Genomic DNA, 25,419 nt, shown 5'->3' with positions numbered 1-25,419 from the left:
AAAATCAAAAGTAAAACGATCATCAGGAGAATAAGGAATGTCCAATTTACAACTCCCCAAATGGCGTTTCATCGACGAATCGATGACCGCTAAAAATAGATCCGCATTGGAATCGTTCGCGATGGACGACACGCTCTGCCATCTCGTAGGACAGAAAATGACCGTACCGACCGTCCGCACATGGGTGCATGATGAAACAATCGTCCTCGGCATCCAAGACCATCGGCTGCCGCACATCGAAAAAGCGCTCCCGTTATTCCAGGAAGCTGGCTATAAGGCTATCGTTCGTAATTCAGGCGGTCTCGCGGTCGTCTTGGATGGCGGCGTGCTCAATATTTCCATCGTCCTTTCCGAGCAGGAAGGGGCCATCGATATTCCGGAAGGATATGAAGCGATGGTGGAATTCGTCCGCATGCTGTTCCCGGAAGTCGCGGAGCAAATCGAAGCGTATGAAATCGTCGGATCCTACTGCCCGGGCTCGTACGACTTGAGTATCGGCGGCAAGAAGTTCGCGGGGATTTCACAGCGCAGATTGCGCCAAGGCGTCGCGATCCAAGTGTACTTGTGCGTGGAAGGCAGCGGTGCTGAGCGCGCTCGCCTCATCCGCGATTTATACGAAACCGGTTTGCAAGGTGAGCAGACGAAGTTCACCTATCCGGATATCCGCCCGGAAGTGATGGCGTCGCTGTCCGAGCTCATTGGCGAGCCGATTTCTGTGAATGAAGTCGGCATCCGCGTCCAGCTGCTGTTGCGGTCGCTTTCCGAGGAGGAAGTCCAGATGGGCGGGTTTACGCCTGAGGAGATGGAACTTTATTTGTTTTATTTGAATCGGGTTGTCGAGCGGAATCAGAAGATGCTTGCGAGAAGTCGTTGAAGATGTCACGAATATGCGCGGATAAACTGATTTATGAGCTTTTGCAGTGAAATATGCGTGAGAGAATGCATTTATGCGTTTCTGCATCGATTTATGCGCATTTACAGCGGTTTATGCGTGAAAAACTATGTTTATGCGTTTTTAGCATCGTTTTAATCAAAAAAAACCGCCGGATCAGTGATTGATCGGCGGTTCTTTGGATACGAGATTTCCGTTCCGCTCCATCGTGAAGACAGGGGCCGTACGATCGGCATCGTCTTCCAATGTGACGAGGCGGCGTGCCCGGTTCATGATTTGTACGAATTGTTCGTAGTCGTTCCGAAGTGTTTTATTCTCTTGTTTCAGTTTGTCGATCTCTTTTTGGAGAGACTCGACTTTTTCATTTGCCATTTTAGCAGTCTGCTTCCATCTGAGTGATTCAGTGTCGCCGCCGCCCGTATGGTGTAAACGGATTAAATAGGCGATGACTGTATCAAGCGATAAGGCGGATAAAGGAACTGCCGTCTTTTCATCCTGATCGGTCCCTTGTGCAGGGTTGTATAATTGCTGGCTGCGTCGTTTGAAGTCTGCGCCCAAAACACGCATTGCCTGCTTCCGTTCTTTTTTTGCCTCTGCCAGTTCTTTTTCGTATTCGCGCCGGACGACCGCATTCCATCTGAAACCGCACGCTGCCGCGGTTCTGTTGAGTGCATCTCCGACCTCTTCAAATGCGCTGAGCTGTGTACTGCCTTCCCGGACGTGCCTTAGCACCGTCTCGGCTAATAAAATATCATTTTCCTCAAGCCAAGCATCCTGTCTAACTTTCACCATCTCCTTGCCTCCTGCCATGTTCATAGTCTCTTTCTTACGGTCAGTGTGTACAGTGTGAAAGCCTTTTATTCATCCAAACTGAAACGTAGGTCAAAATAATTGCAATCAATTCAATGAAACCCTTTCTTTTCTCTTGCCGGGTTTTTGATATACTTAAGAAAATGCATCGACGGAGGTGGATGAATAAGTGGATTATAAGAATGAAAAGCTTTTCGAAGAGAAAGTATTCAAGGATCCGGTCCACCGGTATATCCATGTGCGTGACAGAGTCATATGGGACGTCATCGGAACGCGGGAATTCCAGCGGCTTCGCAGGATCCGGCAACTCGGGACGACGTATCTAGTGTTCCACGGGGCAGAGCATAGCCGCTTCCAACACTCGCTTGGCGTCTATGAAATTGTCAGGCGGATCATTGACGACGGCTTCAGCGGACGGGCGGAATGGAATGATGAAGAACGGCTGTTGACGCTTTGCGCCGCTTTGCTGCATGACCTCGGCCACGGTCCGTTTTCGCATGCGTTCGAAAAGGTGTTCACGCTTGACCACGAGAAATTCACGCAGGCGATTTTGACAGGGGACACGGAAGTGAATGAAGTGCTGCGCCGCGTCTCACCCGAATTCCCGCAGCAAGTCGCAGATGTCATCGGAAAAACATACCCGGACAAGCTTGCCGTCAGCCTCATTTCCAGTCAGATCGATGCAGACCGGATGGATTATTTACAGAGGGACGCTTACTATACCGGTGTTTCGTACGGCCATTTCGATATGGAGCGGATTTTGCGCGTCATGCGTCCGGCAGAGGAGCAGGTAGTTATCAAGTTTAGCGGAATGCACGCAGTGGAAGATTACATAATGAGCCGCTACCAAATGTATTGGCAAGTCTACTTTCACCCAGTTTCGCGTAGCGCGGAAGTCATTCTGATTAAAATCCTGCATCGCGCAAAACATCTACATACTGCTGGCTATCCGTTCAAGTATGAGCCTGTCCACTTCAAGTCGTTCTTCGATCGCACATTCAGCCTCGAGGAGTACTTATCATTGGATGAAGGTGTGCTCATGACGTATTTCCAATGGTGGCGCAAAGAAGAGGATGCTATACTAGCGGACTTGTGTGACCGTTTCCTCAACCGGAGATTGTTCCAATATGCCGAGTTCGATCCGGCGAAGGAATATCGGAAAATCGGCGAGCTCGAAAGGCTGTTCAAGGAAGCCGGCCTTGACCCAGAGTACTATCTCGTTACGGATTCCTCATCCGACTTGCCGTATGACTTCTACCGGCCCGGCGAGGAAAATGAGCGTGTGCCGATCTATTTGCAAATGTCGAACGGCGAGCTGAGCGAGCTGTCCCGTTCATCGGAAATCGTCGATGCCATTTCAGGCAAGCGGCGCACCGACCATAAAATTTATTTTCCTGAAGATGTTTTGGAGTCAGAGGGAAATCCGCTATATGAGAAGATTTTACAAATGTTGAGAGGTGAGTAGGTTGCTGCAGGAACATGCTAGAATTGTGCAATTCATTGCCATGGCGGGGGAAGCTCGCGGGCGGAAGAAGTTGCAGAAGATGATCTATATCGCGAAAAAGATGGATTTCCCATTCGCTGAAAAATACGAGTTGCATATGTACGGCCCCTATTCGGAGGAATTGACGCTCCGGGTCGAGGAACTGTGCGAAATGGGCTTTTTAAAGGAGAGCTGCACGGACAAGGGCTCATACGTTCAATATAGTTATAACGTGACGGAAGAGGGCGGCCGTTTTTTGGAAACCGCCGCAGCGCCGCATGAAAAACTTGCGGACTGTATTGATTGGTTGAATGGAAAAAGCTCGCGGTTCTTAGAGCTGGTGTCGACATTGCTGTACTTCGATTATCTGCCGAAGGACGAGCAAATTGCCAAGGTGCATATCGTGAAAAACAAACTGAACTTCACCGACGACGAAATGCATGACGCTTTTGAATTTATTGCGGAGCTGCAGGCGTGTTCGGTTGTAGTGTGATAGATGGAGATCCCCTTTGATATGAGGGGATTTTTTTGTGGAATCGCGTCGGGGAAGGTGCCCGCGCTCAAAGTGGGTCATCCGCGCTCAAAGATGATTCTCTCGCGCCCAATGTGGGTCGCTCCGCGCTTAAAGATGATCCTCCCGCGCTCAAAACGAGTCCCCACGCGTCCAAAGCTCTCCCAGCAAACAAAAAACGATGCGAGAATCTCGCATCGTTCCAATTATTCCTTGTCGCTCAGGCGCTTGCCTCCGGTTGCATAATGATTTTTCGACATTTCTTCGATGATGACAGAAACGTTTTGAATTGGAGCACCCGTTGTTTCAGCAACGACTGCTGAAACTTTCTCACAGAGATTTCGCTTCTGCTCATCCGTGCGTCCTTCAATCATTTTTACAGTTACAATTGGCATACTAGTTCCCCCTTTCGACCATCTTTAGGTATAGTGTATATAATAGCAGAATGGGAGGGGTTATAGGAATGACGAATGAAAAACCGAAACGGAAAATGGGATTCACCATCATAAAAGATGATCCAACCGATGGACATGGAGGATTCGGGATCGGGGCTTTGTCATTGGAAAACGTCTCGCCGGTCATCATCGACATCGAAGAAGGGGAAGCGCGCATCGAGATTGGTGCGATGCATGCCCGCAGCGATACGGAACGAGGCGTGAAATTCACGACGAACCGCGAAGATTCGGAAGGCGGAAAACCGTACTGGCTCGTCTGGGTAACGATTGATTTTAATAAGGAAGGTCCGTATTATGCAGGCGTCACTGCGTGCGAAATGGTCGTGAATCGCGAAAAGCGCAGAGGATATAAGGTTCTTGCGGATCATGTGAATAAAATGGACAAATCGATGAAGCGGCATATCATGGTCGATCATATGGATGATAAATCGAAACAGATCCTTACAGATTTCCTTTCGACTCACAACAAGGAAATGTGGGAGCGCAGCGAACCGAAATTGCACATCGATCTCGGTGCCGATTCGCCTGAATTATGAACAAACTGTGAAATGTTGTGACTTCCCCGACTTCGGTAGTTGAATGTCTACGGAAAAGGAAGTACACTGATTACAGCTTGCGATTGTAAGCTAGGACAACCAAAGCAATGCGACTCCCTGTTAAATGCTGGTTCACTACAACCCAAGCAATGAGCCATCATGCGATAGGCCGCATTCGACGGTAAAAAAGCTTTGCCCCACTGATTCAATTCAGAAGGGCAAAGCTTTTTTGATTTATGAATTAATGCTTCGAGACTTCTCGTTCTCGCTCAAAGAGTTCTCATTAATGCTCCAAGACTTCTCGTTCCTATTCAATGACTTCTCGTTAATGCACCGAAACTTCTCATTCCCGTTCAAAGAGTTCTCGTTAGTGTCGAAAAACTTCTCGTTCATCAAACTAGCTCATTCAAAAAACGAAAACGGAAAAAGCTCGAACGTACCTGAGTCTTCATCGCCATTGTTTCGCTGTTCGCGCAAGTTCTTATCGGTGCATAGCTTTTGAGGCATGTCTTTTTCCTTCAAATACATAAGCCGTTGCTTCGGACATTCATTGACAGCGATGCCTCCGGTTTCGACGTCGACGATGACACTGCTAACGCCTTTAGGGGGAATGAACGGCTCCGGCGTTTTGCCTGCGTGGACCGTTTCCATGAAGTCGATCCATATCTTCTTTGATGCAGCCTTGTCTTCAAGTTCCGTCAATTGCTGGCCGACGTCATAGCCCGTCCAGATACCCGCCGTCAGGGAAGGGGTGTAGCCGATCAAGTATTGGTCGGAAATGGTCGTCCCTGATTTTGCTGCATACGGCCGTTTTTGTTTCGAGCGCATCGACAGACCGGTTGAAACGGAATAATCATTGAAAGCCGGGTCGAACATGCCTGTTAACATATGGGTGAGCACGAACGCATCCTGTTCGGTCATGACCCGTTTCGTACTCTTCTTCGGCTGTTCGTACACCGTTTTCCCATCCGCATCAGTAATGGACAGGATCATCGTCGGTTCCACTTCCAACCCGCCTGAGGCAATTCGATCATACGCGGTCGTCATTTCCAGCAAAGTGACGGTCGAAGTGCCCAATGCGACAGCGGGGGATTCCTGGAATTTAACATCGAGTCCAAGCCGATCCGCCATTTTATTGAACTTTTTGTACCCGATATCCTCAAGCGTCTTCACGGCGTAAATATTATCCGAGATGGCGATCGCCTGTGCGAGTGAGATCGGATGGCCTGCAAATTTGCCGTTGATATTTTTCGGCTCATACGTCGAGCGGCCTTCGTCGTACGTGAAAATGGTACGTTCCGTCGACATGAATGTGAGCGGATTATAGCCATCTTCAAGCGCAGCCGCGTAAAGAATCGGTTTCATCGCGGATCCAGGCTGCCGCTTCGCCTGCGTCACCCGGTTGAACGGGCTCTCTTTGTAATCCATCCCGCCAACAAGTGAAGTGATTGCGCCGGTTTCGGCCTCCATCGACATGAAGCCGACTTGCAGCCCGTTATCAGGCATCCATTTCTTGATGTATTCTTCCGCTGTCTGCTGATGATGCGGGTCGAGCGTCGTCCGGATCGTCCAACCGCCTTCAGCCGGATAGCGCCCTTTCTTGCTTAAAATCCGCTCCGCTTCCCGCCACACTTCATCCAAAAAATAAGGGGCGACCCGCTTCATGTCCTTCCAGTCTTCTGTCTTCAACGCCACAGCGACATCCGCCGCGCGCTGCCGCTGAATTTCGGTGATGAATCCCTGGTTCTCCATGAGGGAGAGGATTAATAATTGGCGCTCACGGGAACGCTCGGGATTGTCGAGTGGGTCGAACACCGCAGGCCCTTTCGCAATCGCCGTAATGAGCGCGGATTCCTCGAGTGTCAGCTCCTTTGCCGACTTCGCGAAATAAAACCTGCTCGCCGCCTCGACGCCGTACATCCCATGACCGAAATAGATCGTATTCAAATAGCCTTCCAAAATGACATCCTTGTCGTAAAAAGTTTCCAACCTGTATGCATAGATGGACTCTTTTATTTTACGGTTCCACGATTTTTCATGTGTCAGAAATAAATTCCGGGCATACTGCATAGTGATGGAGCTTGCGCCTTCCGCTTTTCGCATCGTCTTCACGTCTTTCAATACAGCTCCGGCAATCCGTTTATAATCAAACCCGTTGTGCTCGTAAAAATTACGGTCCTCCGTCGCAATCACTGCGTCGAGCAGAAATGGCGAAATTTCATCGAGACTGACCCAATACCGCCGTTCCGCGGAAAATTTATCGCCGATCTGGCGTCCGTTCTTATCGAGGAACACACTCGCTTTCGGCACGCTCAACGAAGGTGCCCCCGTAATCTGCGCATAAAGACGCAAGGCGAGGAACATCGTGAAAAACGCCGTCAACGCGGTAACAATCAGCAGGGCAATCCGTCGAAAGAAGTTACGTCTTTTCTTTTTCTTTATATAATCGACCCGTCTCATGCAATCCCTTCTCCCACCGTTCTTTGCAGTCAGTATGGAACCGGCGCGCAAAAGTTAAACGGTAAATCGATAAAAACATAGATTTGATTCCGACAATTCGCGATGTATTGGAATAGTACGGGGATAAACGATATAATGAATAGATATTTTGAACGGCAAGGGCGGTGCAACAGTGGAATCAAATAAAGAAGGACGAAACGTCGATGTCCTGCTTCAATCGACGATCCGGCATGTCGGCCAGGCTGCGGACAAGCATGAGCTGAACGCAGAGGGGACATTGGTCGAAAAAGCCGGAAAGACGTATTTGCGTTTTGTCGAAGACCTGAACGGCCAGCAAGTGCAAACGACGGTGAAATTGGAAGAAGAGGACGCATTGATCATGCGGAACGGGGCGGTCCAGATGCGCCTGCCGTTCACGCAGGGAGAAATACGGCCAGGCTCGTACGGAAATGGTCCCGCCACTTTCGATCTTCTCGTGAAGACGACGAAGCTAGAAGTTGGAGCGGACAAATTCATAGCTCATTATGAACTGCATGCAGAAGGCGCATTGTTAGGCAGACATGAACTGAACATTACATATACGGAGGGACAATAATGAACGCAGTTGAAAAGATCCAACAGGAAATTAAAGACGCATTCCGCGAGGCGGTTATCGCTTCCGGACTTGCAGATGAATCGGCAATGCCGGACATCATTCTAGAAACACCGAAAAACAAAGAGAACGGCGACTATGCGACGAATATCGCGATGCAGTTGACGAAACTCGCGAAAAAGCCGCCCCGTGCAATCGCGGAAGCCATTCTCGAGAAATTGGACACATCTTCGACTTCCATTAAATCAATGGAAATTGCGGGTCCAGGATTCATTAATATCAAGCTGAAAAGCGATTACTTAGGGGAAGTCGTCAAAACAGTACTTGCCCAAGGAGCGGATTATGGACGTTCAACGTATGGCGAAAACCTAAAGGTCCAAGTTGAATTCGTCTCTGCAAATCCGACGGGCGACTTGCATCTCGGTCATGCGCGGGGTGCTTCCATCGGTGATTCATTGTGCAATATCCTCGATTTTGCAGGCTTCGATGTATCCCGGGAATATTACATTAATGACGCGGGCAATCAAGTGAATAATTTGGCCCTTTCAGTCGAGGCGCGATACTTCCAAGCATTGGATCTCGAAAAAGAAATGCCGGAAGATGGCTACCAGGGACAGGACATCATCGATATCGGTGAGAAGCTTGCTGAGGAGTTCGGCGATCAGTACGTGAACACTCCGGAAAAGGAACGCCAGGAGTTTTTCAGGAAATATGGCCTTGATTTCGAATTGGCGAAGCTGAAAAAGGACTTGGAAGATTTCCGCGTGCCTTTCGACAACTGGTTCTCGGAAACATCGCTTTATACGGACGGGAAAATCGGCATCGCGCTCGATAAATTGCGTCAGAACGGGCATGTGTATGAAGAGGATGGCGCGACGTGGTTCCGTTCAACGACATTCGGGGATGATAAAGACCGCGTCCTTATTAAAAATGACGGTACGTACACGTATTTGACGCCGGACATCGCATATCACGAAGACAAGCTCCGTCGTGGCTTCGACAAGCTCATCAACATCTGGGGAGCGGACCATCATGGTTATATTCCACGGATGAAAGCGGCGATTGAGGCGCTCGGTTACGACCGCGACACGCTCGAAGTGGAAGTCGCCCAAATGGTGCAGCTGTACAAAGACGGCGAGAAATTCAAAATGAGTAAGCGTACCGGAAAAGCGGTCACACTGCGCGAACTCGTCGAAGAAGTCGGATTGGACGCCGTCCGCTATTTCTTCGCAATGCGTTCCGCCGATTCGCAAATGGACTTCGATCTTGATTTAGCAATTTCGCAGTCGAATGAAAACCCGGTGTACTACGCGCAATACGCGCATGCCCGCATTTCATCGATCCTTCGCCAGGCTGAAGAAACGAATCTTGCGGCTTCGACGGATCACGTGGATTTATTGCAGACAGAGAAGGAATTATCACTCTTGAAGAAACTCGGCGACTTCCCGCGTGCCGTCAGCGATTCAGCAAGAATGCGCTCGCCGCACCGGATAACAATCTATATCCAGGAGTTGGCCGCGGAATTCCATAGCTTCTACAATGCTGAGAAAGTGCTCGACCCGGATAACCGCGACTTGTCCGAAGCACGTCTTGCATTGATCACAGCAACTCGCACGACGATTGCGAATGCGTTGAAACTCATTGGCGTTGCAGCACCGGAAAGAATGTAATAATGATGCGCCCCTCCGCCCGACCAATCGGTGGAGGGGCGTTTTTGTGCACAAATACGCATAAAAGCTGTGAAATACGCATAAATCTGCTGAAAAACGCATAAACGCTATGAATGACGCATAAATCCTAATAAGTACGCATAAACGCGAATAACGACTGAAGAAAATGCACCCCCTCGACATCGCACAAATCTATAGTATAATTAAACTCGAATCACAATTACATAACCAAACATGAAGGTGCCCCGCCGTCAACGCCGGGGTTAAAAGGGAAGCCGGTTCAAATCCGGCGCGGTCCCGCCACTGTAAGTGCTCGCAAGCTGCAACATGCCACTGGATATTTTCCGGGAAGGCGCAGTACGCGATGAGCATAAGCCAGGAGACCTGCCTTCATGAGTCACCCGTACCCTACGAGGATAGGTTTGGTGGAAATCGGCGCGTACATATAAACATCCGCTGTATTTTTACTAAACACATTCCTCCGTCCACAAAACGGGGGATTTTTATTTGGAACAAACAGGAGGAAATCGGAATGAAGAAGACTTGGCAACTTTGGCTAACAGCAATCCTTGCAACGTTCCTGCTCGCGGCATGCGGCACGGACAACGCAGAGAAGGACAACAAATCGGCAACGGAAAATACACAGAAAGAAGAGCAAACGGCGGAAGCTGCATTCCCAATCACGCTCACTGACGCGGTCGGCAATGAAATCACACTCGAAAAAGCCCCTGAAACAATCGTCTCCATGATTCCGAGCAACACGGAAATCCTGTTCGCGCTTGGCTTAAACGATGAAATTGTCGGCGTCAACGACTGGGATAACTATCCGGAAGAGGCATTGGAGAAAGAGAAAATCGGCGGACAGGAATTCAACGTCGAAAAGATAGTCTCAATGACTCCGGACATCGTCTTCGCCCATGAATCCATGCTTGGCACATCTGACGAAGGGCTACAACAGCTTCGCGATGCAGGCATCAACGTATTCGTCGTAAAAAATGCAACGAACTTCGATCAAACATATGAAACGATCAAAACGATTGGCCAGGCAACTGGCAAAACGGATGAGGCTGAAACAATCGTCGAGGACATGAAAGCGAAAGTCGAAGAAGTCCTTGCGAAAACAGACAAGGTCAAAGCGAAGAACATGAAACGCGTATTCATTGAAACATCTGATGCGCCTGAAATTTATACACCGGGCAAAAATACATTCATGCAGGAAATCCTCGACATGATCAGTGCGGAAAACGTTGTAACAGAAGACAACTGGGTCATGATCAGCCCCGAAGAGATCGTCAAACAGAACCCTGACGTCATCATCGTCATGTACAGCTACGTGCCGGATATCGTCGAAAGCGTGAAAAACCGTGACGGCTTCGCTGACATTACAGCTGTCAAAGAAGACGCTGTCGTCCAAGTCGATGAAAACTTGACGAGCCGCACAGGTCCGCGCCTCGCACTAGGTCTTGAAGAAGTGGCAAAAGCCATCTATCCGGAGTTGTTTGGTGAATAAAGCAACACTTGCCTACATCGTGTCCGCCGCCACGCTTATCGTGGCGGTATGGCTCGGTGTTTCGATTGGAACCGTCAAAATTCCGATCAGCACATTTTGGGATTCGTCGGATACGACCGCTTCAAATATCCTATGGAAAATCCGGATGCCCCGCGTCATCTTAGCCGGGCTCGTCGGCGCGTCGCTCGCAATCGCTGGCGCCGCTTTCCAAGGATTGCTGAAAAACCCGCTCGCGGATCCCTACACCCTCGGAGTGTCATCCGGCGCCTCGGTCGGTGCTGTCGTGACACTCTTTTTCGGTTTATCGATTCCAATCCTAGGCACATACACATTGCCCGTTTTCAGCATGACCGGGGCCGCCTTGACGATGTTCCTCGTCATCGGCTTCGCAAGGCTCGTCGACCGCTCGATGAAAATGGAGACAATCATATTAACCGGAATCATCTTCGGATCATTTCTGGGCTCCGTCCTGTCGCTTATGATCGCCCTTACCGGCGAAGAGCTACGGCAAATCATCGGCTGGCTCCTCGGCAGCGTCTCGATGCGCGGCTGGAACTATATCATCATGGTGTTGCCGTTCGTCGTCATCGGTTCCTTCATTCTGTGGATGAACCGGAGGGAATTGAACGCGATGCTATTCGGCGAGGAACGCGCTCATCATTTAGGTGTCAACGTCAAGCGCCGGAAATTCATGATCCTGATCGGCGGTTCTATCCTGACGGGTTCAGCGGTCGCGGTATCCGGAACAATAGGCTTCGTCGGTCTCGTCGTCCCTCATATGACTCGCCTCATGTGGGGCTCCGATCACCGGCATCTGCTTACGTTATCGTTCCTGAACGGCGCAACATTGCTCATCATCTGCGATCTCATCGCCCGGACGATCATTTCGCCTTCGGAGCTACCGGTCGGCGTCATTACAGCGTTCATCGGAGCGCCGGTATTCGCGTACATTTTCTACAGACAGAGAAGGAAAGGGGCCATGTAATATGCTGCAAGTCGATAACCTCAGGGGGGGATACGGCAAGGAGCCGATCGTCAAAAATATCTCATTCCGTGTGAATAAAGGGGAAATCCTCGGCATCCTCGGCCCGAACGGAAGCGGGAAATCAACGCTGCTGAAAATCATTTCAGGCATCTTGCCGAAGCAAGAAGGGACCGTCAACATCGACGGTCAGGACGCCGCGGTTTATTCCCAAAAGCAATTCGCGAAGAAAGTCGCCGTCCTTCCGCAGCTCCATGCGCACGCCTTCTCGCATACCGTGAAAGACACCGTCGCGCTCGGCAGGTATCCGCATCAGACCGGCCTTTTTTCATCATGGTCCGATGAAGACGAGCGGGCGGTGACCGAGGCGCTTGCATATACCGGCATCACCCGCTATAAAGACACAGCGATCGAACTGCTGTCAGGCGGCGAACAGCAGCGGGTATTCGTCGCACAGGCGCTTGCGCAAGAAGCACCGATCCTCCTGCTCGACGAACCGACGAACCATCTCGACATCGCCCACCAACAGCAACTGCTCGACACGATCCGCAATCATGCGATCGAAAAAGGCGTCACGGTCATCTCCGTCTTCCATGACGTCAACCTCGCCTCGCTTTACTGCGACCGGCTGCTCCTCATGGAAAAAGGGGAGATTGCCATAATCGGCGAGCCGCAGGACGTCATCAGGGAAACGATGATCGGCAAAGTGTATAACGCGCGCGTCAAAACGCAGCCGCATCCCGAACTGCCAAAGCCGCAAATGACGCTTCTGCCAGAGAAAACGAAGGAAAGCGAACCGTTCATTGTCACTAAAGAGCACTTCACTGTCTCGGCGGAACGCGTGTCATTCCAAGTCAACCAACCATTAAAAACTGTCTCATCCGCCGTCGTGAACGCCGGGCTCGGCTGGTACCGCGCATTCGTCAACCGCCACGTCGACGAAAACTACAACTGCGACGACGTCAAAGCGGAAATGTCCGCCTATCTCGAACAGCACGGTTACCCGATAGCGGACACCGTCGGGATGATGACCGCCGTCACGACGGAACACGCGGAAATCGGCGAATACGAAGGCGATTTCGGCACGATCCTCGTCATGGTGACAGCGGGCGTCGGCAATGCCGTCGACGTCTCCCAAGTACTCGGCCGTGAACAAAAAGTCGGCACGATCAACACCTGGGTCATCGTCAACGGCCAGCTGCCCGAAGAGGCGTTCATCCAGGCGATGATCACCGCAACCGAGGCGAAAACGAAAGCGCTCCAAACCGAAAATGTCAAAGACCCGCTAACCGGCACAATCGCGACCGGCACATCGACCGACAGCCTCCTCGTCGCAGCGACGCAGGAAGGCGAGCATCTGCCATACGCAGGCCCGATCACCCCCCTCGGAAAACTGATCGGTCACGGCGTCTACGACTGCACCGTCCGCGCGATTCGTGCCTATAAAAAAGCGAAAGGATGGACCTGATTTCGCAAGACCATTTACTGAAATCGGAAGGGTTTACCTAACCTTGCAAGTCCATTTACTAAAATCGGAGGATTGAACATGCAAGCCCATTTTGTTGCAATCGCGATCGGATACATCCTCGACCGGATCATAGGGGATCCCCCGAACTGGCCGCATCCTATACGCTGGATCGGCACATTCATCTCGAAGCTCACCGCGGTCCTGAACAAAGGGCGCGCCCGCGTACTAAAAGGCGCGGGAGTGATGTTCTTTGTCGTGTTCGCTGTTACGGCGATTGTGCTTGTAATCGTCTGGTTTTCCTACGAACTACATATTGCTGCCGGGATTGCCGTCGAAGCGGTTCTCATTGCAATCGGACTCGCCCAGAAAAGCTTGCGGGACGCTGCCCTCGACGTCTACAATCCACTTCAAACGGGCGATCTTGAGGAAGCAAGGACAAAACTGTCATGGATCGTCGGCCGCGACACCGACAAGTTGCAGGAAAACGAAATCGCCCGCGGCGCGATTGAAACGGTATCGGAAAATACAGCGGACGGCATTACGTCTCCGTTGTTCTGGGCATTCCTCCTCGGCGCACCCGGGTTATGGATGTATAAAGCCGTCAACACGCTCGATTCGATGATCGGCTATAAAGATGACCGCTACCGTGAATTCGGCAAGTTTTCAGCACGGGCCGATGACGTGTTGAATTTCATTCCCGCTAGGATAACGGGTTTCTTCATTCTCGTTTTCACTCCGAATGAAGGGGAAATTCCTTTTCGGAAACGGTTTGTCGGCTGGAGCAAGGACGCTAGGAATCACCCGAGCCCAAACAGCGGCTACCTCGAGGCGGCGACTGCTTGGCAGCTCGGCGTGAAACTGGGCGGGAAAAGTACATACAGGGGAACCGTTTCCGAACGACCGGTAATCGGCCCCGGACTGAAGCCGTTGCAAGCGGCGCACATCAAATCGACCATCCGGCAAATGCGCGCGGTGTCTTTCGCCTTCTGGGTGCTAATGACGATCATTGGAGTGATTTTTTATGCAATTACCTGAACACGGGGCGAACCCTCGCCGCGTCTATGAAAAGTTAGGTATGACCGCGCCCTCGCGGATACTGGATTTCAGTGAAAACTGCAATCCGGTGGGACCTCCGCGGACTGTTATCGAGTTGTGGCCGGAACTTCTGACGCGATTAAAGGCCTACCCGGACGCGTCCGGCGAGCCTTTCCTATCAAGTGTGGCGGAATATCATGGGGTTCCGAAGGCATCGGTGTTCGCCGGCAACGGTGCGGCGGAAATATTGTCGCTCATAGCGGAACGGTACCGGGGGAAACGTGCAATCGTCGTCCACCCGACGTTTTCGGAATACGAAGCGACATTGATGGCGAAGGGAGTGGAGATTGAACGGATTTTTGCTTCTGAAGTGGACGGCTTCAAACTGCCGGTTGATGCCATTTTGGAATCGATCTCACGGTCAGATGCTCTGTACCTTTGCACGCCAAACAATCCGACGGGTGTTTTGCCAGAGCGTGAAGATCTACTGACGCTTATCCGGAAGGCGGGGGAGTCGGGCTGTGAAGTGGTTCTCGATGAGGCGTTCATCGATTTCGTTGATGAAAGAAAATCGTTCATTGCCGAATTGAAACATTTCCCGCATGTCATCGTCGTCCGGTCGATGACGAAAATGTATGCAATCCCAGGCATCCGCCTTGGGTATGCAGTCGCGCATCCGCAGGTCATATTGGATTTGAAATCGACGGCACCGCATTGGAATGTCAACGGGCTGGCGGCCGCAATCGGTGCGGTTTGCCTCGACGAGGACGTGTACCGTGAGACCGCGATTCGCCATGCCGCTGAAGAACGTGATAAAATGACGGCGTATTTGAGAGAGCTCGGATGTACGGTGACCGAATCGGAAGCAAACTTCCTATCTTTCAAACCGGAAGATGCCGGAAAGCTGTATACCGATTTGCTCGCGAAAGGCATCGTCCTCCGTCATTCCGAAAATTTCCGCGGTATGGACGGACGCTGGCTGCGGATCGGCATGAAAAGCAGTGCGGAAATGGAAGAATTGCGGAGTGAGCTTGCAGGCGCGCTCATAAATCCGATTAAGTGATCATAAGCTCACGTTTCGCACTCATAAAACTGATTAAGTGATCATAAACTCACGTTCTGCGCTCATAAATCTGATTAAGTGATCATAAGCTCACGTTTTACGTTCAAAAAATTGCCGTGTGCGCTCATAACTGACGAAGGTAAGGGGGTGGTCCGATTTCATGGGAGGAAAACTATCATTCATATCCGGCGGCGTCCGAAGCGGGAAGAGTGCATTTGCGGAAAAGCTGCTTGTCGAGGGGGCTGCCACCGCTGAAGGCAGACTCGTCTACATCGCTTCCGGTCGCGCGGTCGATGAGGAAATGCGACAACGTATTGAGCAACATCAGCTTGACCGGGCGGATGCATGCTGGAGGACAATCGAGCAGTCGGTCGACCTGGAAGAAGTGCTGCCATTCATTCAACCAAACGATTTCGTCCTCTGGGATTGTCTAACGACGTGGCTTGCAAATGAACTATACATGGAACAGAACAATACATACTGCATCCACATTAAAGGGTGCATGGAAAAGAAGACGGCGCGGCTTTATGAAACAGTCGCCGCCATCCGGGAAAAAGCATCGCACTTCATCATCGTTTCCAACGAAGTGCTGGACGAACCGGCTTCAACCTATGATGAAACACGGAAGTACTGTGAATGGATTGGACAGCTCCATCAACATATCGTCAAACTGGCGGACGACGCGATCGAGATGGATTGCGGGCTGCCGCTGTATTGGAAAAAGGAAGGGCAGGTGGCTGTGCGATGAAAGGCATCATGGTGATGGGAACAGCGTCGGATGTCGGAAAGACAATGATCTGCACGGCGCTTTGCAGACTGCTTTCGGACGAAGGGATGCGGGTCGCCCCATTCAAATCGCAAAATATGTCGCGATTTTCCGCCAGGACTGAAGTTGGCGAAGAAATTAGCCGGGCGCAGTTTTTGCAGGCGGAAGCGGCACGGACGAAGCCGGTTATCGACATGAACCCGATTTTGTTAAAGCCGTTGGACAATATGAAATCTGAAGTCCGGTTTTTCGGAGAGACGTTCGAAACGGTGGACGGGATGGAATACCGCAAGCAGTTTTTCGACCGCGGTTTACAAGCAATCCGGACTTCGCTCGATCGGCTCGCGGAATCGTTTGACACGGTCGTCATCGAAGGGGCGGGCAGTCCAGCAGAAGTGAATTTGAACGATCGAGAAATCGTCAATATGCGGGTGGCGGACATTGCGGATGTGCCCGTGTTGCTCGTCGCGGATATCGACCGTGGCGGCGCAATCGCCTCGATCGTCGGGACGCTTCAATTGCTGACGCCTGAACACCAGGCGCGTGTGAAAGGGATCATCATTAATAAATTCCATGGAGAAACCTCTCTGTTCCAGGAGGGTGTCGACTTTATCGAAACGTACACGGGCATTCGCGTGGCGGGGGTCATTCCGCATAAGATGAATCACGGGATTGAAGAGGAGGACATGGATCGACCGCTGACCGAGGTGCCCGCCGGAACGGATGTGTTTGACGCTTGGGCCGCACATGTGAAGGCGCATCTCAATTGGCCGTTCGTCCTGTCGATCATTGCGGGGCAGGTGGACTAATGAACGGATTTATGCTGGCGGTTCAGTTTTTCACCTCTATCCCGATCCGCAAAGAACTGCCGATGGAACGGAAAGACGTGACGGGAATGTATGTCGCGCTGCCGTTTGTCGGGGGGCTAATTGGGCTCGCAATGTATGGCGTGTTGGTCTTGTTAACGGACGTCATCGGCACGGGTTCGCTGCTCGCCGCGGTTTTCGTTATTGTGGCAGGCATTGCACTGACAGGCGGCCTCCATATGGATGGATTCGCGGACACGGGAGATGCGTTTTTTTCGTATCGCGATCGTGTTAAGCGGCTTGAAATATTGGACGACCCGCGTATAGGCGCGTTTGGGGCAATGTCGCTCATTTTGTTGATCGTTGTGAAAATCGCTTTGTTTCAAGAGTTATTTCATCGCAACGACGGGCTGCTGCCGTATTTCATTGCCATCCCGTTACTCGCGCGTGCAGGCATGAACGTCTATTTTTCAACGACACGCCTTGCGAAGGAGAAAGGTATCGCCCATTTCTTCAAAGGGAAGCTGTCTGCAGGAAAGTTAATGGCAGGGTCGGTTATTATGGCGGTTGCCATGACCGCAGTGCTTGGCATTGTCCTTCATTCCATCATCGTGCCAGTCGTGCTCCTAGGTGTTTTATGTGGATCGGCAATCCTTTTTAGAACTTGGTCATTGAAGCATTTCGGTGGCGTCTCGGGTGATTTATGCGGGGCGTTCATCGAAGGGACGGAGGCGTTGTTATGGCTAGTACTCATCATTTGTATTTGATCAGGCATTTGCCGACTGCGGGAAACCTCGAACGTAAATATATCGGGTGGACAGATGATCCGATTGTGCCGGTGGAGGAACCGGTTCGGCCATCTCTCGTGCCTGCGGCTGGGATCGTCTATGGGAGTGATCTCGTAAGGGCGAGGCAAACTGGGGCGCTTTTGATGCCCGATGCAAACTATGTAGCGGATGCAAGATTGCGTGAATGCCATTTCGGCAAGTTTGAAGGGAAAACGTATGCAGAGCTCGAAAAGGATAAGGACTACCGAAATTGGATTGATGATCCGTATTCGTTTAGGCCGCGTGGCGGGGAAAGTTTAGCGGACGTAGAGAAACGTGTGCTGGAAGCATTGGTTTCATTGCCGAATGGCGCCGTTGCTGTCACGCATGGCGGACCGATCCGCATCGCGCTCACCCGATATTCGCCGGTACCGCGGGATTTCTGGTCATGGCAAATTCCGCATGGCTCGGTGTGGAGGCTTGAATGGAGCAATCACAACGAAATGAAGGAGGGCGGACGATGCACGTCTTTATCGGAGGTGCCTATAACGGGAAAAGGGACTATGTAATAGGGCTGCTCACGGATGCTCCGCATCATTGGGTGGAGTGTTCTGAAGGTGAGTTGGAGATCCCATCGAACGGTAAGGTCGTAATCGATCGCATCGAACAGTGGTTAGCGCAGACGCAACTCCCAGAAGCGGAAGCAGTGGAATTGATTCTGAATGAAATCGAAGGCAAGGACATCATTTTCATCTTGACCGATATTGGACGGGGAATCGTTCCGATGGATGCTGAACAGCGGAAGTTGCGCGACACATGCGGAAGACTGTATCAGCGATTGATTGCGGAAGCGGATGAAGTGACGAGGATTTGGTATGGACTTGCACAAACATTGAAGAAAAGGGGAGAAATCAAATGAAAATCTATACGAAAACCGGGGATACAGGAAAAACAAGCCTGATCGGAGGGCGGGTCGACAAGGACAGCCTCCGTGTTGAAGCATACGGGTCAATGGATGAATTGAACTCGTTCATCGGCAAGGCGATGACGGAGTTGGACAGCACGAAGTTTGCGGACCTGCTTACGGATTTGGAAGCGATTCAGAATGAATTATTCGATGGCGGCGGCGATTTGGCGAATGTTATGAAAGAGCGCCATTATAAATTGTCCGAAGAGCCGATCGAAGTGCTGGAGAAGCGGATTGACAACTTGATGGAAGAAGCACCGCCACTTGAGAAATTCATTTTGCCGGGCGGATCGCCTGCTGCTGCGACGTTGCATATCGCTAGGACGGTAACGCGCCGGGCGGAACGATTGACGGTGACGTTGATAAAGGCGGAGGAAGATGTACCGGCAACAGTGCAAAAATATTTAAACCGTCTATCTGACTATCTTTTCGTCGCGGCACGTATCGTCAATGCGCGCCTAGGCGTTCCGGATAATGAATACGTGCGCAGTGCGAAAGTGTTCCGGACGGATAAAAAGAAAGAGGACTGACGATGAAGCTTAGAAAAATGACGTTGACGGCATTATTCGCGGCTCTTTGCGCGGTCGGCGGGTTCATCAAGATCCCGTCCGGAGTCGGCTCCTTGGCCCTCGATACGGTACCGGCGTTGCTGGCGGCTTCATTTTTGCCGCCAATCTTTGTAGGAATCGCCTCGATGACGGGTCATCTCGCGTCCGCCATGTACGCGGGTTTTCCGCTCGGTCCATTCCACATCCTGATCGCGATTGAAATGATGTTCATCCTTTATGTTTTCGCACGTCTACATAAGGCGGGACGGCATGTTGGGAAATGGGTTTTCTTTGTGATCGCGAACGGGTTGCTGGCGCCGTTGCCATTTTATTTCCTCGTATCGCCAGCGTTCTTTGTCGGAGCGGTGCCGACTATTTTAATAGCAACGGCTGTGAACGCAGTAGTGGCGGCGGTCGTCATGCCGGTGCTGGCGAAAGCTGCTGACGGCAGATTCGGAGTCGTCCGATGAGGAATACGATTGCGCTTGGCGATGGTTTCGTTGTCACGACCGATAATTCGGGCGGCATCGGGGAGAAAGCACATGATGTTGTATCGGTTCCGGACAGGTTGACGGCGTTTTTTGCCGCACGGGTTGCATTGCTCGAACAGTGGGCGGCGCAAGCGGATCCGGTTTCGGTCCTTATTCACAATTTCACTGGTCAGGATAGCTGGAATGCATACGTGGCGGGAGTGGAGGACATTTTCCGGGAATCAAACCTGGATGTGCCGGCAATCACGGGCAGCACGGAAACGAATATGGAGCTTATGCAATCGGCAGTAGCCGTTACGATGATCGGTAAGCAGCGGCTCGTTGAGGAAGTCGGCGAGTTCGATTGGTACGTCTACGGCACGCCGCTCGTCGGGAATAAAGTGCTTGATAGGCGTGAAGAAATCGCTTCGTTGCGGTTGATTAAGGAAGGGCTGGACAGCGGGTTGATTCGGAAAATCTGGCCGGTCGGATCGAAAGGGATTCTTGCGGAATATAGAAGGTTAACAGGGGAACCGAAGATCGAGATTGAAGCCGATATAGACATTCGAGCTTCGGCGGGGCCTTCGACATCAGTGCTGCTTGGAATTGACATCCCTAACATCGAAAAAGTCCACAAATTGTTTGGCGGACACCTTTATAAGATAAATGAAATTGACAGCTTCCGGAATGAAAGATGACCGGAGGCTTTTTGTATGGGGGCGAATGTCTCCGCGCCCAAAGTTCGTGGTCCCGCGCTCAAAAACCCCCGACTTGCGCTCATAAACTCGTTTTAGCGCTCATAAATCCTAGGTCCGCGCCCAAAAACTCATTTTAACGCTCATAACTTCACCATCCGCGCTCATAATGGCTCCAGAATCGCCTAAACCTCATTCTAAATGCTCTAAAAATTATCCCTATATAAAATTATCCATTGACTGAATGCTCATTCATAACTTAAACTATGAAATAGATAATCGACACAATACTTATTTTCTACTACACTATTCATAACGTTCCGATAAGGGAAGGAGAGAATTAGAGATGGATGCTTTGTTAATAGTCAACTGGATCCTTTTCCTGGCGGTTGTGGCATATGCGCTCGCATTGTTCACCTATTTGATCAGGACGCGGATCCAATTCATACAGCTTGGGCGGAAGGAAGAGTTCGATAGCAATGTTTCGCGCCGTCTGAGAGAAGTTTGGGTGAATGTTTTCGGGCAGAAAAAGCTATTGAAGGATAAGAAAAGTGGTATCATCCACGTCATGTTCTTCTACGGATTCCTGCTTGTCCAATTCGGGGCGATTGACCTCATTTGGAAAGGGTTGAAGCCTGGCTCGCATTTGCCGTTCGGACCGATTTACGGAGGGTTCACATTCTTCCAGGAAATTGTCGTAGCTGTCATTTTAGTGGCGGTCGTCTGGGCATTCCAACGCCGTTATGTTGAGAAGCTCGTCCGCTTGAAGCGCGGTTGGAAATCGGGGCTCGTCCTTATTTTCATCGGTACGCTTATGGTGTCGACGCTTGTATCAAACGGTATGAACATGATTTGGCAGGGCCATGAAACGACGTGGACGGAGCCAATGGCATCGGCGATTGCAAGCGTTTTCAGCTTCATGAGTCCGGCATCTGCTGCGGTTGTTTTCTTCATCGCATGGTGGATTCACTTGCTGACATTGCTCACATTCCTCGTCTACGTGCCGCAGTCTAAGCACGCGCACTTGATTGCAGGGCCAGTTAATACGTATATGATGCGTTTTGATCGCCGGGGCAAGCTTGCGCCAATCGATTTCGAAGCGCTTGAAGAAGCGGAAGACGAAGATGATATGCCTGCGCTCGGAGTTGGCAAGATTACTGATTTCACACAGAAGCAGATGATCGATTTCTACGCGTGCGTCGAATGTGGCCGCTGTACAAATATGTGTCCGGCGACCGGGACGGGCAAAATGCTGTCCCCAATGGATTTGATTACAAAACTGCGTGATAACCTGACGAATACAGGCGCTCTCGTTACGAAGAAACAGCCGTGGGTACCGACATTCGCATTCGGAAATACGAAGGGGAATCAAATCGCGCTTGCAGCCGGTTTGGAAGGCGCGACGATGGACGATATTTACAGCCCATCTCTTATCGGTGATGTCATTACCGAAGAGGAAATTTGGGCGTGCACGACGTGCCGGAACTGTGAAGATCAATGTCCGGTCATGAACGAACACGTCGACAAAATCATCGACCTTCGCCGTTATCTCGTTATGACGGAAGGGAAGATGGACGCGGATGCCCAGCGTGCGATGACGAATATCGAGCGCCAAGGAAATCCGTGGGGACTTAACCGGAAAGAGAAGGAGAACTGGCGTGATGCTCGTCCGGATCTTCATATTCCGACTGTGAAGGAATTGAAGAAGGCGGACGAAGAGTTCGAATACCTCTTCTGGGTCGGCTCAATGGGTGCATTCGATAACCGCTCTCAAAAGATTGCACTTGCATTCGCGCATCTCATGAACGAGGCGGGCGTTAAATTCGCAATCCTTGGGAATAAAGAGAAGAACTCCGGCGACACACCAAGGCGTTTGGGGAATGAGTTTTTATTCCAGGAACTCGCAACTTCCAATATCGATGAATTTGAAAAAGCGGGAGTGAAGAAGATCGTCACAATCGACCCGCATGCATACAATATCTTTAAGAATGAATATCCGGATTTCGGTTTCAAGGCGGAAGTCGTCCACCATACCGAAATGCTGTACGACCTTGTCATGCAAGGGAAGTTGAAGCCGGTCCATGAAATCAATGAAACGATCACGTTCCATGATTCGTGCTACCTCGGCAGATACAACGATGTCTATGATCCACCCCGTGAAATCCTTAAGGCGATTCCAGGTGTGAACTTGGTTGAAATGAAGCGGAACCGTCAGGACGGCATGTGCTGTGGAGCAGGCGGCGGACTCATGTGGATGGAAGAGGATACCGGCCACCGCGTCAACGTTGCACGTACGGAACAGGCGATGGAAGTGAGCCCGGGCATCATTTCTTCTGGATGTCCATACTGCTTGACGATGCTTTCGGACGGAACGAAAGCGATTGAAGTGGAAGACAAAGTCAGCACGTACGACATCGCAGAATTGCTTGAGAGATCCATTTTCGGTGGGGACTTCCAACATGCTGTTGTGGAGGAAGAAGAACCGATTATGCAATAAAGTATATTGCGAGAGTTTAGAAAGAACGATATAATTAAGAAAATTGGGAGCGGGTGAGCTCCTGTGAAAAAGGGGAGTCTGTGTACTCCCTTTTTTTTCGAATAGTTACCGAGCGAGCGTTCAGTCGTCGCTCTTTATGAAAAATGAAAACGTTATCATATGGAGTGGAGGAGAAGGGAATGGGCAGAACAGTCATCTTGGACGGGGCACGTACTCCGTTTGGAAGGTTTGGCGGTGCTTTATCCACGAAAATAGCAAGTGATCTAGGTGGAATCGCGATTAAGGAAGCGTTGAAGCGATCGGATGTGAAGGAAGAGGAAGTCGATGAAGTGATCATTGGGACGGTGCTTCAGGCGGGACAGGGGCAAATTCCTTCGAGACAGGCAGCGGTGAAAGCGGGGCTTCCGTGGTCAGTGAAAACTGAAACGGTCAATAAAGTATGTGCATCCGGCATGCGGAGCGTCACGCTCGGCGACCAGCTCATTAGACTCGGGGACGAGGAAGTCATCGTTGCGGGCGGCATGGAATCGATGTCGAACGCGCCGTACTATTTGCCGAAAGGGCGATTCGGCTTGAAGATGGGCGATGCGCCATTAGTGGACGGCATGATCTACGACGGCCTGTCCTGTTCATTCTCACCGGACCGCGTTCATATGGGTACGTACGGGAATAAAACGGCTGGCGAGTTTTCATTGACACGTGAAATGCAGGACGAATGGTCACTGCGCAGCCATGAGCGGGCGAATTCCGCAATTGACGAAGGGAAATTCGCCGAGGAGATTGCTGCAGTGGAAATCCCTCAGCGGAAAGGCGATCCGGTCGTAGTTGACACCGACGAAGCGCCGCGTCGCGATACATCGCTTGAATCGCTTGCGAAACTGCGGCCTGCTTTCGGAAAAGACGGCACGATTACGGCAGGGAATGCGCCGGGCGTCAATGACGGTGCATGCGCGCTTGTGCTCATGAATGAAGAACGTGCGTTGAAGGAAGGGAAGCGTCCTCTCGCGACAATTCTCGGTCACGCCGAAGTCGCCATCGAGCCTGAAAACTTCCCGCAAACGCCGGGCCTAGTCATTAATGAGTTACTGAAAAAGACTGGAAAAGAATTGAAGGATATTGATCTATTTGAAATAAACGAGGCATTCGCGGCAGTTGCGCTTGCAAGCTCACAAATCGCTGGGCTCGACCCTGAAAAAGTGAACGTCAACGGCGGAGCAGTCGCACTCGGACATCCAATCGGCGCAAGCGGGGCACGGATCATTCTGACGCTTGCGTATGAACTGAAACGTCGTGGCGGCGGCATCGGTATTGCAGCAATCTGCTCAGGCGGTGGGCAAGGCGACGCGATTATGATTGAAGTTGCGGGAGAATGATAGCCCAGTAGACGCCCAGATTCGGATTTATGCGTGATTGGCGGGATTTATGCGCCGTTTCGGCCGTTTATGCGCGAATTCGGTGATTTATGCGGAATTATAGCGATTTATGCTGATATAAAGAGTTTTATGCGTGTTTGAGAGGATTTATGCGTATTTGTAAGTTGAAATCTTAGTAGACGGAGACGGAGGTACTTCATTATGGAAATCAAAAAAGTGATGGTCATCGGAGCCGGACAAATGGGCGGCGGCATCGCCCAAGTGTGTGCGCAAGCTGGCTTCGACGTGACATTAAATGATATTAAAGAGGAGTTCTACGAAAGGGGGCTTGCGGTCATTGCGAAAAATCTTTCCCGTAACGTCGAGAAAGGCCGCATGACGGAAGATGAAAAAACGGCAGTCCTCGGGCGCATTACGAAATCGCTTGATCTGCAAGATGCGCAAGACGTTGACATTATTATCGAAGCGGCGGTCGAAAACATGGAGATCAAGAAATCGATCTTCGCGAAATTGGATGGTATCACACCGCAGCATACGATCCTTGCGACCAATACATCATCCCTTCCGATCACGGAAATCGCGGCGGCGACAAAACGTCCGGAAAATGTCATCGGCATGCACTTCATGAATCCGGTACCCGTTATGAAACTCGTCGAAATCATCCGCGGACTTGCGACTTCAGACGAAGTGTATCAAGCGGTCGAGGACATGACGAGCAAACTAGCGAAGACACCGGTCGAAGTGAACGACTTCCCTGGATTTGTCGCAAACCGCGTCCTCATGCCGATGATCAATGAAGCAATCTACACGCTGTATGAAGGCGTCGCCTCGAAGGAAGCGATCGACGAAGTGATGAAGCTCGGTATGAATCACCCGATGGGGCCATTGCAACTCGCGGATTTCATCGGTCTCGACACATGCCTGTACATCATGGAAACGCTTCACGAAGGCTTCGGTGACTCGAAGTACCGTCCTTGCCCATTGCTACGGAAGTATGTCAACGCCGGCTGGCTCGGGAAGAAATCCGGCCGCGGGTTCTATGAATATTAATCTTGCTTAATTG

25 protein-coding genes and 1 riboswitch are annotated in these 25,419 nt (G+C 51.0%); of the genes, 22 read left to right on the top strand and 3 right to left on the bottom strand.

The window, feature by feature from the left end; genetic code table 11:
- The first annotated feature begins 37 nt into the window (after positions 1 to 37).
- A complete protein-coding gene (locus OC538_RS08745; RefSeq protein ID WP_262174443.1) occupies positions 38 to 874 on the top strand; it encodes a biotin/lipoate A/B protein ligase family protein in 837 nt (278 codons plus the stop codon).
- Positions 875 to 1,048: 174 nt separating this feature from the next.
- On the opposite strand, the gene OC538_RS08740 is transcribed toward OC538_RS08745, so the two are convergent.
- Positions 1,049 to 1,684, bottom strand: a complete 636-nt coding sequence (locus OC538_RS08740; protein WP_262174440.1) for an RsfA family transcriptional regulator — start codon at positions 1,682 to 1,684, stop codon at positions 1,049 to 1,051.
- 187 nt (positions 1,685 to 1,871) lie between these two features.
- Between OC538_RS08740 and OC538_RS08735 the strand changes: the two genes are divergently transcribed.
- Both OC538_RS08735 and OC538_RS08730 read left to right on the top strand, forming a co-directional pair.
- Positions 1,872 to 3,167, top strand: coding sequence for an HD domain-containing protein (locus OC538_RS08735; protein WP_262174436.1), 1,296 nt, complete (start codon positions 1,872 to 1,874; stop codon positions 3,165 to 3,167).
- 1 nt (position 3,168) lies between these two features.
- A complete protein-coding gene (locus OC538_RS08730) occupies positions 3,169 to 3,678 on the top strand; it encodes a YwgA family protein (protein ID WP_262174434.1) in 510 nt (169 codons plus the stop codon).
- A 224-nt stretch (positions 3,679 to 3,902) separates the two neighbouring features.
- Here the strand turns inward: OC538_RS08730 and OC538_RS08725 are convergent, their stop codons facing one another.
- Positions 3,903 to 4,091, bottom strand: coding sequence for a 2-hydroxymuconate tautomerase (locus OC538_RS08725; RefSeq protein WP_251693487.1), 189 nt, complete (start codon positions 4,089 to 4,091; stop codon positions 3,903 to 3,905).
- 68 nt (positions 4,092 to 4,159) lie between these two features.
- Here OC538_RS08725 and OC538_RS08720 point away from each other — a divergent pair, with 68 nt between their 5' ends.
- Positions 4,160 to 4,687: a YwhD family protein gene (locus tag OC538_RS08720; RefSeq protein WP_262174431.1), complete on the top strand. Its 528-nt coding sequence runs from the start codon at positions 4,160 to 4,162 to the stop codon at positions 4,685 to 4,687.
- Between the two features lie 402 nt (positions 4,688 to 5,089).
- On the opposite strand, the gene OC538_RS08715 is transcribed toward OC538_RS08720, so the two are convergent.
- Complete coding sequence (locus OC538_RS08715; RefSeq protein WP_262174428.1) at positions 5,090 to 7,147, bottom strand: transglycosylase domain-containing protein; 2,058 nt, start codon at positions 7,145 to 7,147, stop codon at positions 5,090 to 5,092.
- Positions 7,148 to 7,319: 172 nt separating this feature from the next.
- Between OC538_RS08715 and OC538_RS08710 the strand changes: the two genes are divergently transcribed.
- The 18 genes from OC538_RS08710 (at position 7,320) to OC538_RS08625 (ending at position 25,406) form a co-directional block, all read left to right on the top strand.
- On the top strand, positions 7,320 to 7,742 hold the full coding sequence (locus OC538_RS08710; RefSeq protein ID WP_262174425.1) for a DUF1934 domain-containing protein: 423 nt from the start codon (positions 7,320 to 7,322) through the stop codon (positions 7,740 to 7,742).
- Complete coding sequence (gene argS / locus OC538_RS08705; RefSeq protein ID WP_262174421.1) at positions 7,742 to 9,409, top strand: arginine--tRNA ligase; 1,668 nt, start codon at positions 7,742 to 7,744, stop codon at positions 9,407 to 9,409. Before OC538_RS08710 ends, argS begins: the two co-directional genes overlap by 1 nt.
- Positions 9,410 to 9,630: 221 nt before the next feature.
- Positions 9,631 to 9,816: riboswitch (cobalamin riboswitch) on the top strand.
- A gap of 125 nt (positions 9,817 to 9,941) precedes the next feature.
- Positions 9,942 to 10,919, top strand: coding sequence for an ABC transporter substrate-binding protein (locus tag OC538_RS08700; RefSeq protein ID WP_251693492.1), 978 nt, complete (start codon positions 9,942 to 9,944; stop codon positions 10,917 to 10,919).
- Positions 10,912 to 11,904 carry a FecCD family ABC transporter permease gene (locus OC538_RS08695; protein WP_262174417.1) on the top strand — a complete coding sequence of 331 codons (993 nt, stop codon included), beginning with the start codon at positions 10,912 to 10,914 and terminating at the stop codon, positions 11,902 to 11,904. The genes OC538_RS08700 and OC538_RS08695 overlap by 8 nt, the downstream gene beginning before the upstream one ends.
- A 1-nt stretch (position 11,905) precedes the next feature.
- Positions 11,906 to 13,369, top strand: a complete 1,464-nt coding sequence (locus OC538_RS08690) for an adenosylcobinamide amidohydrolase (RefSeq protein ID WP_262174414.1) — start codon at positions 11,906 to 11,908, stop codon at positions 13,367 to 13,369.
- A 78-nt stretch (positions 13,370 to 13,447) separates the two neighbouring features.
- Positions 13,448 to 14,404 (top strand): adenosylcobinamide-phosphate synthase CbiB, encoded by a 957-nt coding sequence (cbiB, locus tag OC538_RS08685; RefSeq protein ID WP_262174411.1) that lies wholly within the window; start codon positions 13,448 to 13,450, stop codon positions 14,402 to 14,404.
- Complete coding sequence (cobD, locus tag OC538_RS08680) at positions 14,391 to 15,467, top strand: threonine-phosphate decarboxylase CobD (RefSeq protein WP_262174406.1); 1,077 nt, start codon at positions 14,391 to 14,393, stop codon at positions 15,465 to 15,467. The genes cbiB and cobD overlap by 14 nt, the downstream gene beginning before the upstream one ends.
- A gap of 160 nt (positions 15,468 to 15,627) precedes the next feature.
- Positions 15,628 to 16,215 carry a bifunctional adenosylcobinamide kinase/adenosylcobinamide-phosphate guanylyltransferase gene (locus OC538_RS08675; protein WP_262174403.1) on the top strand — a complete coding sequence of 196 codons (588 nt, stop codon included), beginning with the start codon at positions 15,628 to 15,630 and terminating at the stop codon, positions 16,213 to 16,215.
- The gene (locus OC538_RS08670; protein ID WP_262174400.1) at positions 16,104 to 17,042 is read left to right on the top strand and encodes a cobyric acid synthase; all 939 of its coding nucleotides are present in this window, start codon (positions 16,104 to 16,106) and stop codon (positions 17,040 to 17,042) included. Before OC538_RS08675 ends, OC538_RS08670 begins: the two co-directional genes overlap by 112 nt.
- A complete protein-coding gene (cobS, locus tag OC538_RS08665) occupies positions 17,042 to 17,806 on the top strand; it encodes an adenosylcobinamide-GDP ribazoletransferase (RefSeq protein ID WP_262174398.1) in 765 nt (254 codons plus the stop codon). The genes OC538_RS08670 and cobS overlap by 1 nt, the downstream gene beginning before the upstream one ends.
- Entirely contained in the window at positions 17,779 to 18,375 is a 597-nt protein-coding gene (locus OC538_RS08660) for a histidine phosphatase family protein (protein WP_262174396.1), read from the top strand. The genes cobS and OC538_RS08660 overlap by 28 nt, the downstream gene beginning before the upstream one ends.
- Complete coding sequence (locus OC538_RS08655) at positions 18,327 to 18,725, top strand: bifunctional adenosylcobinamide kinase/adenosylcobinamide-phosphate guanylyltransferase (protein WP_262174394.1); 399 nt, start codon at positions 18,327 to 18,329, stop codon at positions 18,723 to 18,725. The genes OC538_RS08660 and OC538_RS08655 overlap by 49 nt, the downstream gene beginning before the upstream one ends.
- A complete protein-coding gene (locus OC538_RS08650; RefSeq protein WP_262174392.1) occupies positions 18,722 to 19,303 on the top strand; it encodes a cob(I)yrinic acid a,c-diamide adenosyltransferase in 582 nt (193 codons plus the stop codon). The genes OC538_RS08655 and OC538_RS08650 overlap by 4 nt, the downstream gene beginning before the upstream one ends.
- A 2-nt stretch (positions 19,304 to 19,305) precedes the next feature.
- On the top strand, positions 19,306 to 19,791 hold the full coding sequence (locus tag OC538_RS08645; RefSeq protein ID WP_262174390.1) for an ECF transporter S component: 486 nt from the start codon (positions 19,306 to 19,308) through the stop codon (positions 19,789 to 19,791).
- Positions 19,788 to 20,489 carry a hypothetical protein gene (locus tag OC538_RS08640; RefSeq protein WP_262174388.1) on the top strand — a complete coding sequence of 234 codons (702 nt, stop codon included), beginning with the start codon at positions 19,788 to 19,790 and terminating at the stop codon, positions 20,487 to 20,489. Before OC538_RS08645 ends, OC538_RS08640 begins: the two co-directional genes overlap by 4 nt.
- Positions 20,490 to 20,832: 343 nt before the next feature.
- Entirely contained in the window at positions 20,833 to 22,983 is a 2,151-nt protein-coding gene (locus OC538_RS08635; protein WP_262174386.1) for a (Fe-S)-binding protein, read from the top strand.
- Positions 22,984 to 23,162: 179 nt separating this feature from the next.
- A complete protein-coding gene (locus OC538_RS08630) occupies positions 23,163 to 24,356 on the top strand; it encodes an acetyl-CoA C-acetyltransferase (RefSeq protein ID WP_262174384.1) in 1,194 nt (397 codons plus the stop codon).
- Between the two features lie 201 nt (positions 24,357 to 24,557).
- Positions 24,558 to 25,406 (top strand): 3-hydroxybutyryl-CoA dehydrogenase, encoded by an 849-nt coding sequence (locus OC538_RS08625; RefSeq protein ID WP_262174382.1) that lies wholly within the window; start codon positions 24,558 to 24,560, stop codon positions 25,404 to 25,406.
- The last annotated feature ends 13 nt before the right edge of the window (positions 25,407 to 25,419 follow it).

The organism is Saccharococcus sp. Marseille-Q5394, assembly GCF_946901335.1.
Classification (GTDB): Bacteria; Bacillota; Bacilli; order Bacillales_A; family Planococcaceae; genus Sporosarcina; species Sporosarcina luteola_C.
Note: the sequence above shows the minus strand (reverse complement) of the source record. Positions and strands in the feature narration are given on the sequence as shown.

What these genes read in the sequence shown, in the direction of transcription:
- OC538_RS08745 (WP_262174443.1), top strand. Translation starts at nt 38, where the DNA reads ATGTCCAATTTACAACTCCCCAAATGGCGTTTCATCGACGAATCGATG.
- OC538_RS08740 (WP_262174440.1), bottom strand. Translation starts at nt 1,684, where the DNA reads ATGGTGAAAGTTAGACAGGATGCTTGGCTTGAGGAAAATGATATTTTA.
- OC538_RS08725 (WP_251693487.1), bottom strand. Translation starts at nt 4,091, where the DNA reads ATGCCAATTGTAACTGTAAAAATGATTGAAGGACGCACGGATGAGCAG.
- OC538_RS08720 (WP_262174431.1), top strand. Translation starts at nt 4,160, where the DNA reads ATGACGAATGAAAAACCGAAACGGAAAATGGGATTCACCATCATAAAA.
- OC538_RS08715 (WP_262174428.1), bottom strand. Translation starts at nt 7,147, where the DNA reads ATGAGACGGGTCGATTATATAAAGAAAAAGAAAAGACGTAACTTCTTT.
- argS (WP_262174421.1), top strand. Translation starts at nt 7,742, where the DNA reads ATGAACGCAGTTGAAAAGATCCAACAGGAAATTAAAGACGCATTCCGC.
- OC538_RS08700 (WP_251693492.1), top strand. Translation starts at nt 9,942, where the DNA reads ATGAAGAAGACTTGGCAACTTTGGCTAACAGCAATCCTTGCAACGTTC.
- OC538_RS08690 (WP_262174414.1), top strand. Translation starts at nt 11,906, where the DNA reads ATGCTGCAAGTCGATAACCTCAGGGGGGGATACGGCAAGGAGCCGATC.
- cbiB (WP_262174411.1), top strand. Translation starts at nt 13,448, where the DNA reads ATGCAAGCCCATTTTGTTGCAATCGCGATCGGATACATCCTCGACCGG.
- cobD (WP_262174406.1), top strand. Translation starts at nt 14,391, where the DNA reads ATGCAATTACCTGAACACGGGGCGAACCCTCGCCGCGTCTATGAAAAG.
- OC538_RS08675 (WP_262174403.1), top strand. Translation starts at nt 15,628, where the DNA reads ATGGGAGGAAAACTATCATTCATATCCGGCGGCGTCCGAAGCGGGAAG.
- OC538_RS08670 (WP_262174400.1), top strand. Translation starts at nt 16,104, where the DNA reads ATGGATTGGACAGCTCCATCAACATATCGTCAAACTGGCGGACGACGC.
- cobS (WP_262174398.1), top strand. Translation starts at nt 17,042, where the DNA reads ATGAACGGATTTATGCTGGCGGTTCAGTTTTTCACCTCTATCCCGATC.
- OC538_RS08660 (WP_262174396.1), top strand. Translation starts at nt 17,779, where the DNA reads ATGGCTAGTACTCATCATTTGTATTTGATCAGGCATTTGCCGACTGCG.
- OC538_RS08655 (WP_262174394.1), top strand. Translation starts at nt 18,327, where the DNA reads ATGCACGTCTTTATCGGAGGTGCCTATAACGGGAAAAGGGACTATGTA.
- OC538_RS08650 (WP_262174392.1), top strand. Translation starts at nt 18,722, where the DNA reads ATGAAAATCTATACGAAAACCGGGGATACAGGAAAAACAAGCCTGATC.
- OC538_RS08645 (WP_262174390.1), top strand. Translation starts at nt 19,306, where the DNA reads ATGAAGCTTAGAAAAATGACGTTGACGGCATTATTCGCGGCTCTTTGC.
- OC538_RS08640 (WP_262174388.1), top strand. Translation starts at nt 19,788, where the DNA reads ATGAGGAATACGATTGCGCTTGGCGATGGTTTCGTTGTCACGACCGAT.
- OC538_RS08635 (WP_262174386.1), top strand. Translation starts at nt 20,833, where the DNA reads ATGGATGCTTTGTTAATAGTCAACTGGATCCTTTTCCTGGCGGTTGTG.
- OC538_RS08630 (WP_262174384.1), top strand. Translation starts at nt 23,163, where the DNA reads ATGGGCAGAACAGTCATCTTGGACGGGGCACGTACTCCGTTTGGAAGG.
- OC538_RS08625 (WP_262174382.1), top strand. Translation starts at nt 24,558, where the DNA reads ATGGAAATCAAAAAAGTGATGGTCATCGGAGCCGGACAAATGGGCGGC.